General features: G+C 45.5%; 13 protein-coding genes and 1 pseudogene. 3 read left to right on the forward strand and 11 right to left on the reverse strand.

Annotated features, from left to right (window positions below):
• Positions 1–113: 113 nt before the first annotated feature.
• Genes fadA through ACQEXT_RS00380 form a run of 3 tightly spaced genes read right to left on the reverse strand, consistent with a single transcriptional unit; the run spans position 114 to position 4,765 of the window.
• A complete protein-coding gene (fadA, locus tag ACQEXT_RS00370; protein WP_058666152.1) occupies positions 114–1,274 on the reverse strand; it encodes an acetyl-CoA C-acyltransferase FadA in 1,161 nt (386 codons plus the stop codon).
• 14 nt (positions 1,275–1,288) lie between these two features.
• Entirely contained in the window at positions 1,289–3,445 is a 2,157-nt protein-coding gene (fadB, locus tag ACQEXT_RS00375) for a fatty acid oxidation complex subunit alpha FadB (protein WP_426950090.1), read from the reverse strand.
• Between the two features lie 12 nt (positions 3,446–3,457).
• Complete coding sequence (locus ACQEXT_RS00380) at positions 3,458–4,765, reverse strand: acetyl-CoA hydrolase/transferase family protein (protein WP_130200586.1); 1,308 nt, start codon at positions 4,763–4,765, stop codon at positions 3,458–3,460.
• A gap of 233 nt (positions 4,766–4,998) precedes the next feature.
• Here ACQEXT_RS00380 and ACQEXT_RS00385 point away from each other — a divergent pair, with 233 nt between their 5' ends.
• Both ACQEXT_RS00385 and ACQEXT_RS00390 read left to right on the forward strand, forming a co-directional pair.
• Positions 4,999–6,021 (forward strand): helix-turn-helix domain-containing protein, encoded by a 1,023-nt coding sequence (locus ACQEXT_RS00385; RefSeq protein ID WP_058666147.1) that lies wholly within the window; start codon positions 4,999–5,001, stop codon positions 6,019–6,021.
• Positions 6,022–6,170: 149 nt separating this feature from the next.
• Positions 6,171–8,192, forward strand: a complete 2,022-nt coding sequence (locus tag ACQEXT_RS00390) for an FAD-dependent oxidoreductase (RefSeq protein WP_426950093.1) — start codon at positions 6,171–6,173, stop codon at positions 8,190–8,192.
• A 521-nt stretch (positions 8,193–8,713) separates the two neighbouring features.
• Here the strand turns inward: ACQEXT_RS00390 and ACQEXT_RS00395 are convergent.
• From ACQEXT_RS00395 to ACQEXT_RS00415, 5 genes and pseudogenes are all read right to left on the reverse strand, one after another.
• Positions 8,714–9,943: a DUF3179 domain-containing (seleno)protein gene (locus ACQEXT_RS00395; protein WP_426950095.1), complete on the reverse strand. Its 1,230-nt coding sequence runs from the start codon at positions 9,941–9,943 to the stop codon at positions 8,714–8,716.
• Positions 9,944–10,053: 110 nt separating this feature from the next.
• A complete protein-coding gene (locus tag ACQEXT_RS00400; protein ID WP_426950097.1) occupies positions 10,054–10,953 on the reverse strand; it encodes a LysR family transcriptional regulator in 900 nt (299 codons plus the stop codon).
• A gap of 325 nt (positions 10,954–11,278) precedes the next feature.
• A pseudogene (locus tag ACQEXT_RS00405) lies at positions 11,279–11,419 on the reverse strand (site-specific integrase); the annotation flags it as partial.
• 60 nt (positions 11,420–11,479) lie between these two features.
• Positions 11,480–11,938 (reverse strand): SDR family NAD(P)-dependent oxidoreductase, encoded by a 459-nt coding sequence (locus ACQEXT_RS00410; protein WP_426950099.1) that lies wholly within the window; start codon positions 11,936–11,938, stop codon positions 11,480–11,482.
• An 83-nt stretch (positions 11,939–12,021) separates the two neighbouring features.
• On the reverse strand, positions 12,022–13,218 hold the full coding sequence (locus tag ACQEXT_RS00415) for an MFS transporter (RefSeq protein WP_426950100.1): 1,197 nt from the start codon (positions 13,216–13,218) through the stop codon (positions 12,022–12,024).
• Between the two features lie 189 nt (positions 13,219–13,407).
• Between ACQEXT_RS00415 and ACQEXT_RS00420 the strand changes: the two genes are divergently transcribed.
• The gene (locus tag ACQEXT_RS00420) at positions 13,408–14,289 is read left to right on the forward strand and encodes a LysR family transcriptional regulator (RefSeq protein ID WP_331418358.1); all 882 of its coding nucleotides are present in this window, start codon (positions 13,408–13,410) and stop codon (positions 14,287–14,289) included.
• Between the two features lie 282 nt (positions 14,290–14,571).
• Here ACQEXT_RS00420 and ACQEXT_RS00425 read toward each other — a convergent pair whose 3' ends face one another.
• The 3 genes from ACQEXT_RS00425 to ACQEXT_RS00435 form a co-directional block, all read right to left on the reverse strand.
• On the reverse strand, positions 14,572–15,297 hold the full coding sequence (locus tag ACQEXT_RS00425; protein ID WP_138971116.1) for a GntR family transcriptional regulator: 726 nt from the start codon (positions 15,295–15,297) through the stop codon (positions 14,572–14,574).
• A 187-nt stretch (positions 15,298–15,484) separates the two neighbouring features.
• The gene (locus tag ACQEXT_RS00430) at positions 15,485–17,110 is read right to left on the reverse strand and encodes a PTS fructose transporter subunit IIC (protein ID WP_426950103.1); all 1,626 of its coding nucleotides are present in this window, start codon (positions 17,108–17,110) and stop codon (positions 15,485–15,487) included.
• A gap of 238 nt (positions 17,111–17,348) precedes the next feature.
• Positions 17,349–18,071, reverse strand: a complete 723-nt coding sequence (locus ACQEXT_RS00435) for a GntR family transcriptional regulator (RefSeq protein WP_138971124.1) — start codon at positions 18,069–18,071, stop codon at positions 17,349–17,351.
• Between the last annotated feature and the right edge of the window lie 133 nt (positions 18,072–18,204).

Raw genomic sequence — 18,204 nt, forward strand, 5'->3', positions numbered from 1 at the left:
TAGTGAAGCAAAAAACTCAATTATGTAGGGGGTGACCATCCAAACTAACTGGCGACAAAAAAAGAGCTCTGGGTAGGACAGAGCTCTTTGACTTAGGCTGACTTTAGTTTTCGCTATTCAATACGTTCAATGATGGTCGCGATACCTTGACCCATGCCAATACACATGGTCGCAAGTCCGTAACGGCCGCCACGTTGTTCCATGATGTTGATCAGAGAGCCGACAATACGCGCGCCTGAACAACCGAGTGGGTGACCCAGTGAAATCGCGCCGCCATGGAGGTTAACTTTGTCATCACGCTGCTCCCACAAGCCAAGATCCTTCAAACAAGGAATCGCTTGAGCGGCAAATGCTTCGTTAACTTCAGCAAAGTCGATTTGGTCAATGCTGAGTTCGGCTTTCTTCAGCGCTTTTTGTGTCGCTGGCACTGGGCCGTAACCCATGATCGCTGCAGGAACACCTGCACTGGTAGCCGCAATGACGCGTGCTCTTGCTTTCAGACCGAGTTCGATGGCTTTTTCTTCGCTCATCACGAGTAGACATGACGCGCCATCAGACAGTGCCGATGAGGTACCAGCCGTTACTGTGCCGCGAGGGTCAAACACTGGGCGAAGCGTAGCAAGTGATTCTGCTGTCGTTTCTGGTCGAATCACTTCATCGTGTTGGACTAGAGTAGGTAAACCCTCCGCATCATGGCCCATTGTTGGGACGATCTCGTTATCAAAGCGACCTTCAAGGGTGGCTTGATGAGCCAGACGATGAGAACGAGCGCCTAGCTCATCTTGCTCTTCACGAGACACTTTATGCATCTTGCCAAGGGCTTCTGCTGTCAGTCCCATCATTGCTGATGCTTGCGCCATATTGCGGTTGTATGGGTTCATGCTGATGCCTTTGGTCATCGGCACGTGGCCCATGTGCTCAACACCGCCGACAAGGACCACATCTGAGTCGCCCGCTTTAATAGCGCGGGTTGCCATGTGCAGTGCATCCATCGATGAACCACATAGTCGGTTGACGGTTGTCGCTGGCACGGTTTCCGGAAGCCCCGCTTGCAGAGCAGCAACACGAGCTAGGTTAGCACCTTGCTCCTCAGTTTGTTGCACACAACCCCAAATCACATCGTCGATCAGTGTCGCATCAAGGTTCGGTTGACGCTCAATCATGCTTTTCATTAGGTGTGCAGACAGGTCGTCAGCACGGACGTGGCGAAAAACACCATTCTTTGATTTACCCATAGGAGTACGGATAGCATCAACAATCACTACATTTTTCATTTTAAATCTCCTAATTAGGCGTAAAAGCTTTGGTTGTTGTTCGCACGTTCAAGCAGACCTTGAGGTATCGCGTAAAGTGAACCCAGTGCTTGGTATTTCTGCGCGAGTTCGACTAAGTTATCGAGGCCAAGACTGTCCATGTAGTAGAAAATGCCGCCGCGGAATGGCGGGAAGCCTGTGCCATAAACAAACGCGATATCGCCTTCTTGAGGAGAGCTGATAATGCCTTCATCTAAACAGCGAATTGCTTCAAACATCATTGGCAGCATCATGCGCAAAGTCACTTCTTCATCGCTAAACACCGCAGGAGCTGCACATTCGCTATCAAGCAACACTTGGGTGTCAATGCTGAGAGACGGCTGTAGACGACCTTTACGATCTTTTTGGTAGCTGTAGAAGCCGTGTTCAGATTTCTGACCTAGCTGTCCACGTCCACACAACATTTCAATCAGGTTGACTTGTGGTTTACCCAAACGAGCTGGGAAGGCTTCATCCATCACATCCATACAGTGCTTAGCGGTATCAAGACCAATCACATCCGCAAGGTGCGCAGGCCCCATCGGCCATCCAAAGCCTTTGCTCATCACTTTGTCAGCTTGCGCGATGCTTCCACCATCAACCAGCAGTTGGTTGAACGCTAGGAAGTAAGGCGTTAGGCAGCGGTTGACTAAGAACCCTGCACAGTCATTAACCACAACCGGCACTTTACCTAATTGCAGAACATAGTTGACGGCTTTGGCGATCGTGTCCGTTGATGTTTTTTCGCCACGAATCACTTCGACTAATGGCATACGGTGTACTGGGTTGAAAAAGTGGATACCACAGAAGTTTTCAGGCTTTTTCAGTGCCTGAGCTAGACCGCTGATCATCAGCGTTGATGTGTTTGATGCGATGATGGCGTTCGGCGCTGTCTCTTCAAGTTGAGCCAGTACTTTCTCTTTCACCATTGGATTTTCAACCACCGCTTCGATGATCATATCGGTGTCTGCCAGTGTTGCGTCGTGCAGTGTTGGCACGATGCGATTTAGCACATTACCCATTTCGCGTGGGGTTTTCTTCTTGCGCTCAACTTGCTTGGTTAGAAGGTTGTTTGCTTCTGATAGACCGAGGTCAAGACCTTGCTTATTGATGTCTTTCATCACCACATCAATACCACGGTCTGCACTCACGTAGGCGATACCGCCACCCATGATGCCTGCGCCAATTACGCCGACTTGTGCTGTTTTGCTTACATCAGGCTGTTCAGCGTGCTTTTTCGCCGCCGCTTTTACCGCCATATCGCTTAAGAAAACATTCACAAGTGCGTCTGCTACGCCGCTTTCTGCACAAGCGACGATACCTTTTGCTTCAACTTTTAGCGCTTCATCACGAGCGCAACGTGCAGCGTTAAATACGGTATCGAGGATAATACCTGGAGCAGGGTAGTGAGGACCTGCCGCTTTTGCCACCATGCCGCGAGCGACATTAATCGACATCGCCAGCTCTAGATCGTTCACAGGAAGTGCTTGGCGTTTTTCTGCTTGGCGCGCTTGCCAATTCAGTTCACCACGCTGTGCACGTTCGATGACGCGCAGCGCTTGCTCAACTGGGTTATCTTGGCTTGGATCAATGATGCCATCAACCACATGGTCGCTTAGTGCTTTTTCGGCTGAGAAGTTTTTGCCCGTGGTTAGCCAACCAAGAGCAGTATCAACGCCAACAATACGTGGAAGACGCGTAACGCCACCCCAACCCGGCATAATGCCAAGTTTCACTTCTGGCAAACTGATTTTTGCGTCAGTTGTCGCTAAACGGTAGTCAGCTAATAAAGACAGCTCAACACCGCCACCCGCTGCTACGCCATTGATGATGGCCACTTTAGGGCAATCGAGATCTTCAACACGGTTGTAGATAGAGTGTACCCAGTCAAGGAACGGTGTGATCGCTGCGTCACCGTCTTTAAATAGGCTACGAAACGCTTTAACGTCTGCACCAGCACTAAATAGAGCTTTGCCAGAACGAATGATTAAGCCTTGTGGCTTTTCTTCTTCAAGCAGGGTAATACAGGCTTCAAGTTCAATGAGCGCAGCATTACGTAGTGTATTGACTGGATCCTTTTCAGCGTTGAAAACCAGTTCAACTGCCTGATTGTTGCCCAGTGTGTTTAGGGTGAAAAATTGACCTTTGTACATAATCTGGGCTCCTTATTTAGCCAAACCAAGTTTTGTTGCTTGTTCTAGAAGCTCATCTCTAAACTCTGGGTGAGCAATGTTGATGAGGGCTTTGACACGTTGTGGGGTGGTTAAACCACGTAGGTCAGCTGCACCGTATTCGGTGACAACAACTTGTGTGTCGTTGCGAGGCGTGGTGATCGGTGTACCTGTTGGCAGTGCGATACGAATGTTTGACTCAAGGCCTTCTTTGCCATCACGAGTTGACGATAGGGCAAGAATGCTCACGCCACCTTTAGACATGCCCGCCGCACGAACGAAGTCAAGCTGACCGCCAGAGCCAGAAATTTGAGAGAAGCCCACACCTTCAGACGCCACTTGACCCACAACATCGACCATCACACAGGTGTTGATTGATACGAAGTTATCGTTCTTGGCAACTTCATAAGCGTCGACCACATCGGCCATGCCACCCATTTCAATTGCGTCGTTGTTGTGCAGGAAGTCCATCACTTCTTGAGGACCAGCTGCAAACGCAGTCACAATTTTGTTTGGCTTGTAGTTTTTCAGCTTGCCACTCACCGCACCTGCTTTACACATTTCCATTAGAGATTCGGTAAACATTTCCGTGTGAATTCCGAGATCTTGGTGGTTACGTAGTGCCATGCCCATAGCGTTGGAGATGGTGCCAATACCGATTTGCACTGTCATGCCATTTTCAATGAATGGACTAACGTGCTGTGCGATTTGTTGTTCAAGTTCACTTGGCTCGCCCGCTTTTGGCATGGCAATACTGTGGTGACCTTCGACAACAAAATCTGCGTAGTCAATGTGAACAAGGTTGTCTTTGTTGCCAATAAATGGTTGTTGGTCGTTAACCACAAAAAGGACTTTTTTCGCGTACTTCAGCGCTTCTTTGCTGCCCACACCGCCACAAGCACCAAGACTTACATAACCGTCTGAATTTGGTGGCGTCACCTCAATGATGACTGTGTTTGGTTTTAGCGCAGCAAACGTCTGTTTGAAGTTAGAGAAGTGGAAGTTCATCACTTCAATGTTACCGCCATGCTGGCATTTACGCTCAAGTGGGCCCATGAAAAGGCTGATGTGTTTGAAGTTCTCTTTATATTGAGGTTTTAGGAATTCGTATGGGTAAGTCATTAGGCCTGTGTAAAGCTCACAGCCGTGGAATTGAGTTAGGTGTTTGTCTAACTCTTGAAGGAAGATAACTGGCATCGACAACAAGCCACCAGCCCAAATTTTATCGCCCGATTCAATTTTGCCTACTGCCGACTCTAATGAGATGATTTTTTCGGCGAATTGATTTTTCCAGTCAGTCATAGTGACGCTCTCTGTTTTCGCATATTGAACCATTCGACCTCGACTTCTCAACCGTGAAAATGTCCGATGTATCGTGTCCAATGTGATTTATGTAGGGAAGAAAGTCCGTTTCACTGCATACAGCTTACTCTGTTGATGGAGGTCAATATTTGGCTTTTTAAGACAGCTAGTATGCAAGTTGAGACAGTGTTAACCTTTGTGTATTGAGTCACAAATTTAGGGTGTTAAGTGATATGAATCATAAAAAATCCGTTTTTGACAACGCGCTTTCAGTTCATGCTGGCTGGCTAAAGCTATTGAAACCGATAGGTGAAGAGTCCCTAATAGAAGCGATTCGCTGCAATGAAGAAGGTAGGGTTAATGTGCAAGATTTGCGCTCCTTGCTTTATCAAGCTTACGAGCAAAATGAGACACCAATCATGTTGGCTGACATTGCCGATACGGTAGAGTCATTGACGTTTGGCAGCTTTTCGACTGCGTTATGGACGGCGCGAGATCTTGATAGCTTGTTGAGCGTGTTGCAAGAATACGTGATTGTATTGAATGCGCCTGTTCGACTTGTCTATAAGCGAGATCGCCAAGGCAATGCTGAGCTCTGGGTTCTGGATACGGAGTCGCTGGGAAACGATTCAAAAGTCAGTTACCTTGGGATTACTTTATTTATCGCCGTGGTGATCAAAATCATTCACAAGGTGCTGAGTGATATCAAAGTAACACTCGATGTCTGCTTGATTGAACATCGTTATCGCGAAGAAGAAAACGCCCTACTTGAAGAAACAATGCACTGCACCATAGTCGAAGGTTCACCAATTCGAAAGTTGGTTATTCCAAAGCGCTTTCTTCACATCCCTCTCACCCATTGGGACAAAAATCTTCACTTCTCTTGTGTGAATTTATTGCGAGAAGAAGCGGAGCGCCTGAAAAAAGATGACTTGATTCTTCAGATTTATCATTTCCTCAATCAGCAGAGTCACTTAGTTGATATTAATGGCCGTGCCATCGCCGACGAGCTGAATATGAATTTACGCACCCTAAATCGACATCTTTCACAGCAAAACACCAGTTATCGAGGGGTGGTCGAAAAGTACAAGCTTGAAAAAGCGCTACATCTACTCGATGCCGGAAAAGTCAATATGACCGAAATTGCCTACCAACTTGGCTTTTCAGATTTGAGCACTTTTTCGCGTGCGTTTAAAAGGTGGACGGGCGTATCGCCAATGTCTATAAGGCAAGACGCTAAGATCAAGGACGCCTGATTATGATTCATGTCAAAAAAAATCAGGATGTCTTGAAAGGTTAATGAGATGTCCTGTTTTGCCAAGTAATGAGCGTTGAGGGTTGTTTTAATACTCGCAGATTCTGTCACTAACTATTTTGGTGGCATACCAATAATGTGGAGTGTTCAATGTTAAAACAACAGCACAAAATCCTTTTTGAGCCAATGCAGATTGGTTCATTAAAACTGAAAAACCGTTACTCGATGGCGCCAATGGGCACACTGGGTTGTGTCGATGGTGACGGCGCCTACAATCAGCGTGGTGTTGAATACTACGTAGCGCGCGCTCGTGGCGGCGTTGGCTTGATCATTACCGGCGTACAAATGGTTGAAAACGAATTGGAACAGTTTCCAATGCCTTCTCTTCCTTGTCCGACCAACCACCCTACAGCGTACATTCGCAGTGCCAAAGAGATGACTGAACGTGTGCATACTTACGGTGCGAAGATCTTTGCTCAGTTGACCGCAGGTTGGGGACGCTCTTGTATCCCAGGTTTTACCCCAGAAGACAAATCCATCGCGCCTTCTGACGCGCCAAACCGTTTTGATCCTTCTATTCAGCATAGAGAGTTAACGACTGACGAAGTAAAATACTTTATCGGTAAGTTTGTGGAATCGGCCGCGATTGCACAAAAAGCGGGCTTTGATGGCGTCGAAATTCACGCAGTGCATGAAGGATACCTGCTTGATCAGTTTACGATGGAGTTCTTTAACCAACGTACCGATCAATACGGTGGTAGTTTTGAAAACCGCTACCGTTTCGCAGTAGAAATCGTAAAAGGCATTAAAGCAATCTGTGGTGATGATTTCCCAGTTTCACTGCGTTACTCAGTCAAAGGCAACATGAAGGGCTTTGGCCAAGGTATTCTTCCGGGTGAAGTAGCTGAAGAAGTTGGCCGCGATATGGAAGAGGGCCTGAAAGCAGCCAAGTACCTTCAAGATGCTGGCTTTGATGCGTTGAACGTGGATGCGGGCACTTATGACTCTTGGTACTGGAACCACCCGCCTAACTACTTTGCACCTGGCATGTACAAGCCTTACTGCAAGGCAGTGTCAGAGGTGGTCGATATTCCAGTCTTAATGGCAGGACGCATGGAGAATCCAGATTTAGCTGCGCATGCCGTCAACAATGGCATCTCTGATGGTATTTCACTTGGTCGACCACTGCTGGCAGACCCAGATACCGTTAACAAGATTCGTCGCGGTCGCTTTGAAGAGGTGCGTCCTTGTCTCTCGTGTCATTTAGGGTGTTTAGGCCGTATGGCAGAAGTGGGTAACTTATCGTGCGCTGTAAACCCAAGTTGTGGCCGTGAAGAAGAGTTTCGCTTAGCGCCAACCCATCGCAGCCAAAACGTCGTGGTCGTTGGTGGTGGTGTCGCAGGTATGGAAGCAGCGCGTATCGCGTCAGAGCGTGGCCATAAAGTGACGCTACTGGAGAGATCCCAACAACTTGGTGGTAACGTGATCCCGGGTAGTCAGCCTCCGTTTAAACACGATGACAAATTATTGATTGAATGGTTTGCTGGTGAAATGGAGCGTAAGAATGTGGATGTGCGTTTCGATACTACGGCAGATAAAGAGACCATTGAATCGCTCAATCCAGACAGCGTTATCTTTGCGACGGGCTCGCGTCCAGTGAAGCCAAAATGGTTATCAGGTCAAGATAAGCCACATGTGATCGTTGCAGAAGATATGTTGATGAATCCTGACAAGATCACAGGAGACAAAGTCACCGTGATTGGTGGTGGTCTAGTTGGCGCTGAGGCAGCCTTGTGGATGGCCCAACAGGGTAAAGCTGTGACTTTAATTGAAGCCAGTGACGACATCATCGGTGGTCCTCACGGCACTTGTTTCGCTAACTACCAAATGCTCAAAGAGCTACTGGTTAAAGAGCAAGTGAGCGTATTGACCTCAACGATGCTGCAAACCATCACTGATACAGGGGTTACAGTTCAGCGAGATCAAAGAGACATGGAAATCTTGTCGGATCACGTCGTATTAGCTTTGGGTTACCGAGCCGAAGATCATCTACATGAAGCACTTGCTAATCAGCTTGATGTCGAAAACGTGTTTAACATTGGTGATAGCCAAAAAGCGCGAACCATCATGACCGCCATTTGGGATGGTTTTGAGGTTGCCAGAACACTTTAATCGTTAAACAAAACAGAGAAGCAGCAATAGGCTGCTTCTTTTTTTCGTTACGGATTGATTGGCGACTCGATCATTTAAGTCGCGCCGGAGATCTGGGAGTCGCTAAGTTTTAATCACAACTAGACTAGTTAGACCTAAAATTGAAAACTACAATAACGGTAGATATAAATAGGTGAGTCTGTATTATGACGGGCGCAAATAAGCGGCATATGATCCCCATAGTCTAGATTCAATTAGACGTCGTTGATTATATTCGTTATGTCGTTTGGTCGTACTTACACAATAAAGTGAGCTTTTAAATTCGAACGGTAAGTCACTTCGAGATAGAAGCGACTATGGTGAAAGCAGTTAGCTAAGTAACGAAGCTAGCTCTCCGTTCTGCCCCATTTATTGCTAGAAACAGAGTTTGGGGAATTTCTTTTGATCGCTATTTAGCCTAGGAAAGTTAGGCGATTGAAAAGGATTCATGATTAACCTAGCCAAGGAAACGCCCTAACTTAGACAGGGCGTTTATAGAGGGTCTAGAGACGGTTCAGGTCGGTTTTTGGGAAGAAGTCGGACCAAATAATCCAGTACGCTCCTGCTTTTACCGTTTCAACGCGGTCTAGTTTGCCGTGGGCGGTTTCACCAAAAAAGTTAATATGTTCAATCTCTTGTTTGGTGTCATTGTAATAGAAGCCTAAGCTTTCATATTGCGCATCGTAACTAATCACAATGTCTTTGCCGCCAATTTGCGTGTTAATTGGCTGGTCTTGAAGTCGAACGAAATGTTCAGTGTACGCAACAAAGTCATCCCCAACATTCAAGCCCCAAACTTTCTCTTTGCTCGGTAAGCGATGATCATTGTATTCCACTGTAGGGAAGGTTGGCTCGTCATAGTATGATTGGTAGGCAATCGCCAGCTTAAAAATAAACTCCATAATAGGGTCGTATACAGCTAGGAATGGGTTTTCCCAGAATGTCGGGCGCATACCTTCGACTAAGTAGTCGTTTACAAACACTTCACCTTGTGGGTAAGCTTCGGCAAAGCGGTTAAATGGCATACGGAAAGTTGGCCACTCCTGCATTTTTTTCTCATTACCTAGGTTGCGGTCTTGCTCTTTTTGTCCCCATAGCTGCTGTACAGGTTCGCCTGTATTGCGATCCCACATCACTAGGTTGTTGCGCAGTTGGTTAGCGGGAGCGAGATCGAGTGGTTTTCCGTCAATCTCAGGGATAAACGCCATGCCTAAATTGGTAAGACCGCAATATGTCATAACCACATTGTCTTGCTCTTCTGATACTAGTTTGCCCGCGACATGGGGGCGTAGGAGCTGCTTGTCTGAGTGAGCTCGTGCCTTTCCGTTGACCTCCATAACAATCACGCTTTCATGTGGACGAAGATATTTTTTCCCTTCTTCCACCGACACGAAATGACCATCACTCATTCGATCACGCATCATAAGATGGGGGTTGATCATGCCGCTGTAAAAAGTAAAGGCAAACACCAATCCTAGTACAGATAAAGTTAGGTTGCCCACGATATCTCTTCGGGTGTATTTGAGATATGCCATAATACCAACCACTACCACGGCGATTACACCAAGCAAGTTTCGGTTGTACCAAACCCACATCGTGGTCTCTCGGTCTGATTGTACAAACCATTGGCTGACATCTGCCAAGTCTTTGAAAAGCAATGCACCAATGTATTGGGCAATGATCATACATAGCCAAAAAATGACTTTGCCATATTTATCGAGAATTGAACTCATACGTTTACTCATCAAGTTGTTTACCTGACAGTGAGTGTATTGAAGTAAACCAAGCGTATAAATAATCAAAAATAGAATGGACTGTTGCTAAAAATGAGACAGTTATAGCTCTATGTTTTGGATTCAAGCTCTGTAATTCGCTGTGGCAACTGCTCTTTGATCGTCTCAATTAACAGTCGAACTTTTTGCGGAACAAACCGGCGAGAGTGGTAAATGGCGAAGATGGTTTGGCTAAAGGTTTCTTGACCTTCAAAAAGTCTGACCAAGCGACCTTGTTCAATATCTTTGCCCACCATCGCGACGGGTAAACAGCCAATGCCTTGAGCATCTACAGTTAATGCCCGGCATACATATGGCGAGTTTGCTACATACTTTGGCTGGGTAGGGAGGATTGCTTTCTTGTCGTGCCAGACAATGGCACTTGATGGCAGCTCATGGACAATGAGTTTGTGATTTTTGTTCAGATCATGCAGCGAGAATGGTTGGCCGCACTTACTGAGATAATCAGGGTGGGCAAAAAAGTCAAAGCTGATGTCTACGATCTGTTGGGCGATAAAAGACGAATCAGGTTGCTGGCCTATGTCTATCAATAAGTCAAAGCGTTTGTCGCTCATGCTCGTTAAAGGTTGACTGGTGTTGTGAAAGGTCATTGATAAGCGCGGGTATTGACGACAAAATTCAGAGACCTGATCAATACAAAGCTCGAGAATGTGGTCAGGAGCGTAGATGGTGAGGTTTCCTATAGACTCATCTTGTGCCTGCGTTATCTCGTGCTGGGTAGCAGCGACTTGTTCAAGGATAGAGAGACATTTTTGGTAAAAGACTTCACCCACCTCAGTCATCACTACCTTTCGTGTTGTACGTTCAAGAAGACGACTATGCAGGCTCTCTTCTAAGCCTCTGATTCTTCGACTGACTGTGGATTTAGGCATGTCAGTTAATTGTGCTGTTTTGGTAAAGCTTGCTGTTTCGACAACCTGAACAAACAGCTCCATATCTTCTAATCGCATATTGACTCACAACGTTAAGGGTTATGAACAGTCTAACGGATAAGATTAAAACGCCAAACCTTCTTAGCGCTCGTGCCGTTTAGAGTGCGATGCTTTGACAGAGGATGAAGGTTTATGAATGAGGAAGTGACGAGGCGTTTACCATAGAATGCTGAAAGTAACTTTCTTACCGTTAGTTATTGACTAAATTCGCCGATTCACAAAAATATCAATTTATGGTTGTTTCAACAAAAAAGACGAATAATCGAGATCCGCTGATTGCGGCTCTTTTTTTGCCTGAAAATTGGTAAGTGTCTACAAAGTGGCGACAGCCGCCGAAAAAATTTTATGGCGATGACGACAAATTCGCGAGTGGATTACGAGTGATCGCCTCAGACAGGTGATCAGGTGCGAAGTGGGCATAACGCATTGTCATGCTGATATCGGCATGGCCAAGGATGTCTCTCAGAACAAGAATGTTGCCACCAAAACTATAAATAAAAGCAAATCATACCCTTAGAGTTTGTATGTGACGTAACTAGAGGGCTTACCACGGCAATTGAGTTCCATCGTAGACAAAAAATGAACCTGAATGCTTAAGTTTTAAATTGTCGATAACATTAAGCATGCCTTTAACACTCTCTTCTACTGTTACCTTGCCATCCTTTCCGCCCATATCGGTTTGTACCCAACCTGGATGAATTGCCATCGTCTTCACACCCACTTCGGAGAGTTCACAAGCCAAAGATTTAATTATTTGGTTGAGGGCGGCTTTTGATGCGCGATAACTGTATCGACCACCAGAGCGGTTGTCATCGATGCTAGCGAGTATTGAAGTCATGCCAATGATGGTTTTATCTTCGCCAGCAAGAATGTTATTAAGCAAAGCCTGAGCTGTGTTGATGTCACGGCTGCATGCAATTACACGCCATCCACGCTGAGCGTATTGTTTAACAAGCTCTAGGCCTAAGCCTCGATTGGCGCCAGTGATAAAAACCGTTTTCATTGTGAGCCACCTAAGTTGATTATAAGTAAGAATTAGCTGGTCAATGTCGAGCCTTGACCAGCCTGTAACCATTATCGTGATACTTACTTCACAAGTACGTTTGCTTCCGACAAATGAACTGCTGTACGTTTATCAAGACGTCCACTCATTCGAGTAAGAGCGAGCGCAACGATCACTATCACTGCTCCAATCCAAGGGGTATGCATTAAGCCCATTTCTGACACAATCATACCGCCTCCCCAAGAACCAAGCGCAATACCCACGTTAAACGCCGCAATGTTTAGACCAGAAGCGACGTCTACCGCATCAGGAGTGTATTTTTCAGCCAGTTTAACCACATAGACTTGTAAGCCAGGAACATTACCGAATGCAAAGGCCCCCCAAACTAAAATGGTCGCTACCGCTGCTATAGGGTTAATGGCCGTAAAGTTAAATACAACTAATACGGTGGCGAGTCCCGCAAAAATAATCGTCAGCGCTTTTATTGGCCCCATCTTATCGGCCATTTTGCCGCCCAAAATATTACCAATCGCTACTGATACGCCGTATACCAACATAATTAGGCTGATTGCATTGGCGCTGAATCCTGTTTCCTGTTGCAAAATCGGCGCAAGGAAAGTGAAAGCGGTAAAGGTACCGCCGTAACCGAGTGCTGTAATGGCATAAACCAGTAGTAGTCTTGGTTGCGTTAACACTTTTAGTTGTGATGACAGTTTAGCGGCAGCAGGCTGTTTTAGGTTGTTTGGCACCAAGAAAGCACTACCAATCAAGGCAATCAGTCCTAATAGCGCTACAATCAAAAACGTCGATTGCCAACCAAAGGTTTGGCCGATGTAAGTACCAAGCGGTACGCCCGTTACTAATGCCACGGTTAATCCCGTGAACATAATCGCAATCGCGCTGGCTGCTTTTTCTTTAGGTACTAGGCCTGTCGCAATTGTGGAGCCGATTGAGAAGAACACACCATGGGCTAAACCAGTCAAAATACGAGCAACGATAAGGGTGTTGTAACCAGGTGCTTGCCATGCCAATAAGTTGCCAATCACAAACAGTGACATAACAGTAATGAGTACGTGCTTACGGTTCCACTTTCCCGTTAGCGCGGTTAAAACAGGTGCGCCAATCGCAACACCGAGTGCATAAAGACTGACCAGCAGTCCTGCGGATGGTAGTGAGACATTTAAGTCAGAAGCCATGGTCGGGATCAATCCCACGATCACGAACTCCGTCGTTCCAATAGCAAAGGCGCTGAGCGTCAATGCAAAAAGTGCTAATGGCATATCATTAATTCTCTTTTGTTAGGTTCTAGTAAACAGCAGTGAATGTGTTTATCAACGTGTCGCGCTGCCGTGATTTGATAGAGGGATTTTGCGTGGAAATGTAGTTGCAAAAAATAGGTTATTTAACAAATGATATTTGCTATAAATGCAATAATTAAAACGAAACTGTTGAGAAAATGGTAGGCAAGCATGCGCACGAAATCGGACGATTTAGAAATTCTACTTACTGTCGTTGATACTGGTGGATTTACTGCGGCAGCAGAAAGTCTCGATATACAGGTGGCACGCGTATCACGAGCGGTGAGTAAGGTAGAAAGCCAGCTTGGTGTGACGATATTAAACCGAACCACAAGACGGATTGAATTAACGGATGAGGGGAGGCAATTCGTTGAGTCGGTAAGAATAGGGCTGATGCAGTTGCAGCAAGCGGAAGACGAGATCATATCCCGTGGGGAATTACCCAAAGGGCGGCTGCGTGTTGATGCCGCCAGTCCGTTTGTGTTTCACCAGCTAGTTCCACTCGTTCAGCCATTTAATCAAACCTATCCTGATATTGAGTTGGAGTTGACCTCCAATGAAGGTTTTGTTGATTTGCTAGAAAAGAAAACCGATATCGCTATTCGTATCGGTGCATTAAATGATTCAACTTTACATGCAAGGCCTCTTGGCCGAAGTTTACTTTACATTGTTGCTTCACCTGATTATTTATCAAAGCGCGGCTTTCCGAGTAAGAGTAGTGATTTGGAACATCACGATACCATCGGATTTTCAACACCAAAAACACTCAACGAATGGCCTCTGAAAGGATTTTCAGGGCTGACACCCACGCTGACCTCAAGTAACGGTGAAACCGTAAGACAGCTCACCTTGATGGGAAATGGAATAGCCTGCCTATCAGGGTTTATGGTGAAGAAAGATATTGCGGAAGGAAGGCTAATTCCTTTGCTCGAAGGTGAAAAAATCAGTCATTCTGGCAGGGAGCAAATTAATGCCGTCTACTATAAGTCTTCTTCTGTTGCCAAGAGGATCTCTGCTTTTATCGATTTTATTCAGCCGAAACTGGATCTGTAAATCGTTCAACGCGAGGTAACTCCGTACCTCGCTTGGACTATTGCAATTTTAACAAATATCATTTGTCTTTGTTGCTATCAATGTAATGCGTTGAGTTTGTTAGTCTCCCTCTCAAGAAATAAGAGGGCTTATTATGTCTAAATCACTTTTTCAACCTACTACCGTCAGCGTGCCAGCACTATTTTTTACAACGAAATAGCCCTTGGTGCGTTACATGATTTCTGTCCATAACCTTCACGGTGCTACTTCTAGCGTTCGACAATTTTACTTAAAACATCCAAGTTAACTGTTAGGTTTATGTCTTTTTGCTACCAAGGTGAACTTATAGTCACTTGATTTAAAGAAGTTACGACTATATTCAAATACCGTGTCGTCGTGTAAGTAACTGCGAGTGCGTTTCTCAATGATCGGGTCGGTAGTGCTAATACCTAACAACTTCGCTATTTCATCAGGAGGTAGGATTGGCACCAATTCTTGTTCGCTTCGATCTATCACTAGCTTTTTTTGATTCTCGATAAACTCATATTTTGATCCCTGCATTACCTGGTAGGTCAAATCAGGAAACATTTCTACTGGCATCCAAGTCTCTTCAACCGTGATTGGATTCTCATCAAGGAAACGTACACGCTTAACATAGAAAATGCGTTCACCTTCGTTGATATCTAAATGTTCAGCCATAGTGAGAGACGCAGATTGAATTTCAAAGGCCAATACATCGCTATGCGTGACACCTTCCAAATGTGCCCATTTTTCAGCGAAACTACTCTGCTGATAGATATCATAATTGACTTTGGTCTCTTTAACGTAGGTGCCACTGCCTTGAATACTCTCTAACTCTTCGTTCTCGATGAGCAGCTTTAATGCTTGGCGAACGGTGACTCGACTGGCAGAGAACTCTTTGCAAAGTTGAGCCTCGGTGGGAAGTGCCTCACCTACTTTGTAATCCTTGCTGATTATCTTTTCTCGAATGGCGTCAGCTATTTTGCGATACAGGGGCAGTCTTGCCATGTAAACCTCGAAAGTAATACAAAAGAGATGGGGGGCAACAGATTATGCTTCCCACAAGAAGCTTAATGATACGAATTAAAGCGCTGAATACAAGATTCGGTTGATAAAGAGCTAGCGGGTAATACAAAAAAACTCCAAGCGAGGGGGGATCGACTTGGAGTTTTGGAGCATATTTAGTTGAGGGTAACTAAACTTTCGCTTCAGCTAACTTCTTTTCTTTTTGGTTTCCTATTCCTTTTAATGCGATGGTTAGGACCATTGACACTGCAATACCTATGGCGAAGTAAGTCAGCCAAGCGACAGGGTTACCGATAACAGGTAGCATGAATACTGCGCCGCCAGCTACGGTACCAATCGTAATCTTAGAAGATAGAATTAACGCTGCCGCTACGCCACCACCAATCATATGTGCTGGTATGATACGCATTGGATCTTTTACAGCGTAAGGAATAGCGCCTTCAGTGATACCACAGAAACCTAAGATAGCGGTTGAAGGGCCTGCCAAGCGATCTTCTTCGTCGAAGAAACGTTTGAATACCACAGACATAATACCTAGTGACATACCTGGGATACATTTCGCAGCAGTAAAGGCTGCGTAGAAGATTGATGCATCACCAGCGAAGTCTCCACTAGTACCGACACCGATACAGAATAGGTACGCGGCTTTGTTTACAGGGCCACCCATATCGAAACAAGCCATAGCACCGAGGATGAAACCAAGAATAAGTAGGTTATTCGTACCCATTGACGTTAGCCAATCGACCAAACCACTGTTAAGCATCGCGAAGAACTTACCAGGGCCTGCATACATAAAGATCAGTGTGGCGATACCGGCTAGTAGAGGTGTGATGATAATCATCTTCACTGATTCTAGTACTTTTGGTACTTTGATCTGGCGGACAAGCATAACAAATAAGGCTGCTGCTGCACCGGCTACTAAACCACCTAGGAAGCCGCCAGTCATGACCGAGATCTTACCGAACCCGCCACCAACGGCGACGAAACCACCGACGAAACCAGGGGCTAAACCGGGTTTACCTACCATACCGTAAGCCGTAAATGCCGCAAGCACACAGATTAACAGAGGGTTAAAGGCTTTTAACGTGCTGTAGTATAGGAAATGAATAATACCTTGGAACGAAGCCTCAAACTGCGCTTTGGCTTCTGGCTGTGCAATGGCTGCATAAACTTCTTGCTTAATTGCATCGATTTCACTGTTTGCTAGCCCTTCAGCAGCGTTAATAATGCCAAGGTCTGCGTATGTTTTGCCCGTGTATTCAACCAGTATCGCTTCATCATAAAGGTGGGTGTAATCGTAGCCGAAGAATAGATTTAGAAGACCTACACAAAGACCACCGATTATAACAAGAGGAATGATGTGAGATACGCCTGAAAGAGCGCCCTTGTACCAAAGTTTCAAGAAGCTAACGATCATATTGTCGTTGCTCTCTTCCTTCTCGGCAAACTTATTGGTCGTCGTGGTTGCTTTCGCTTTTGAGCCACCCGCTTTGACCTTCTCTTCGAGTGCATCAAGCATTTCGTCAGCGGCTTTGATGCCATCCTTAACCTTACCTTGCACAGACGTTAGGCCCTCGAAACGCTCAGCTTCAATTACGCCTACGTCAACAGCGTAGATAATGCCATCGGCTTCCGCGACATCTTGCGCGGTTAGTTTTCCATCTAGGCCATTCGCACCTTGTTTCTCGACCTTTATTTCCCAGCCGCGCGCGGCTGCTTTCTTTTCTAAATTTTTAGCCGCCATGTAGGTGTGCGCTACACCGGCCGTACATGCTGTAATCGCTAAGATCTTCATCTGATGTTCCTTTGCGTCGTCTCTCGTCATTTGAGCGACAAATAGGTCACTCAATGATTATATTTTTACCTAATTTGTTTTAATCATCTGTGATAATTCTCACAATTTGTATTATTTGTATTTAATTTGTTTTTATTTATCTTGGGTGAAAGGTAATACAAAAATTTATTTTGACGCTATAGCATTGAAATATAATATGAAATAGATACACGATGACATTGAGTAATATAACCCTTATTTAAATAGAATAGCTTGTCTTCGCCCTTTGGCGCTTAGAGGTGAGGGTAAACTTATAGTTGTTGGTCGTGAAATAGTTTCGGCTGTACTCGAAGATGGTGTCATTTTCTAGGTATCCGCGTGTGCGCTTTTCTATAACGGGTTCTGTGGGATTGATGCCAAGCAATGCAGCCACGTCACTTGGTGGAAGAACGGGCATGATTTCTTGCTCACTTCTATCTATAACCATCTTCTTCTGTTTTTCGATGTAGTCATATTTCGACCCTTGCATCACTTGGTAGCTGAGGTCTGGGAATATCGCTGTTGGCATCCAAGTCTCTTCAACCGTAATGGCGGTTTCGTCTAGGAAACGCACCCTCTTGATGTAGAAAACGCGCTCTCCTTCGTTGATTTCCAAGTGTTCTGCCATCGTTAGCGAGGCAGCTTGTACCTCAAAGGCTAAGACATCGCTGTGCGTTACTCCCTGCAAATGAGCCCACTTCTCAGCAAAGCTGCTCTGTTGGTAAATGTTGTAGTTGATTTTGCTCTCTTTTACATAGGTACCACTACCTTGAATACTTTCTAGCTCTTCTTGTTCGATTAGAAGCTTAAGCGCTTGGCGTATAGTGACTCGGCTGACAGAAAACTCTTCACGTAGTTGTGCCTCTGTAGGCAGTGTCTCACCAACCTTGTAAATACCGGTGCTAATCTTATCTCGAATGGCATGAGCGATTTGTCGGTACATGGGTAATCTTGTCGTCATATCCTAGATAGCCTCTTGCTTATTAACCTGCATAACCGCTCTAACAGGTCTTAGTGTGTGACTTTAGATTTAGATAATACTAATTCCACCCTGTTTAATAAATTAAAAAATACAA

The sequence above is a fragment of the Vibrio sp. TRT 29B02 genome, assembly GCF_050113655.1.
Classification (GTDB): domain Bacteria; phylum Pseudomonadota; class Gammaproteobacteria; order Enterobacterales; family Vibrionaceae; genus Vibrio.

Excerpts from the sequence above, each read along its gene's own strand:
- fadA (WP_058666152.1), bottom strand. The coding sequence starts at position 1,274 with ATGAAAAATGTAGTGATTGTTGATGCTATCCGTACTCCTATGGGTAAA.
- fadB (WP_426950090.1), bottom strand. The coding sequence starts at position 3,445 with ATGTACAAAGGTCAATTTTTCACCCTAAACACACTGGGCAACAATCAG.
- ACQEXT_RS00380 (WP_130200586.1), bottom strand. The coding sequence starts at position 4,765 with ATGACTGACTGGAAAAATCAATTCGCCGAAAAAATCATCTCATTAGAG.
- ACQEXT_RS00385 (WP_058666147.1), top strand. The coding sequence starts at position 4,999 with ATGAATCATAAAAAATCCGTTTTTGACAACGCGCTTTCAGTTCATGCT.
- ACQEXT_RS00390 (WP_426950093.1), top strand. The coding sequence starts at position 6,171 with ATGTTAAAACAACAGCACAAAATCCTTTTTGAGCCAATGCAGATTGGT.
- ACQEXT_RS00395 (WP_426950095.1), bottom strand. The coding sequence starts at position 9,943 with ATGAGTTCAATTCTCGATAAATATGGCAAAGTCATTTTTTGGCTATGT.
- ACQEXT_RS00400 (WP_426950097.1), bottom strand. The coding sequence starts at position 10,953 with ATGCGATTAGAAGATATGGAGCTGTTTGTTCAGGTTGTCGAAACAGCA.
- ACQEXT_RS00410 (WP_426950099.1), bottom strand. The coding sequence starts at position 11,938 with ATGAAAACGGTTTTTATCACTGGCGCCAATCGAGGCTTAGGCCTAGAG.
- ACQEXT_RS00415 (WP_426950100.1), bottom strand. The coding sequence starts at position 13,218 with ATGCCATTAGCACTTTTTGCATTGACGCTCAGCGCCTTTGCTATTGGA.
- ACQEXT_RS00420 (WP_331418358.1), top strand. The coding sequence starts at position 13,408 with ATGCGCACGAAATCGGACGATTTAGAAATTCTACTTACTGTCGTTGAT.
- ACQEXT_RS00425 (WP_138971116.1), bottom strand. The coding sequence starts at position 15,297 with ATGGCAAGACTGCCCCTGTATCGCAAAATAGCTGACGCCATTCGAGAA.
- ACQEXT_RS00430 (WP_426950103.1), bottom strand. The coding sequence starts at position 17,110 with ATGAAGATCTTAGCGATTACAGCATGTACGGCCGGTGTAGCGCACACC.
- ACQEXT_RS00435 (WP_138971124.1), bottom strand. The coding sequence starts at position 18,071 with ATGTACCGACAAATCGCTCATGCCATTCGAGATAAGATTAGCACCGGT.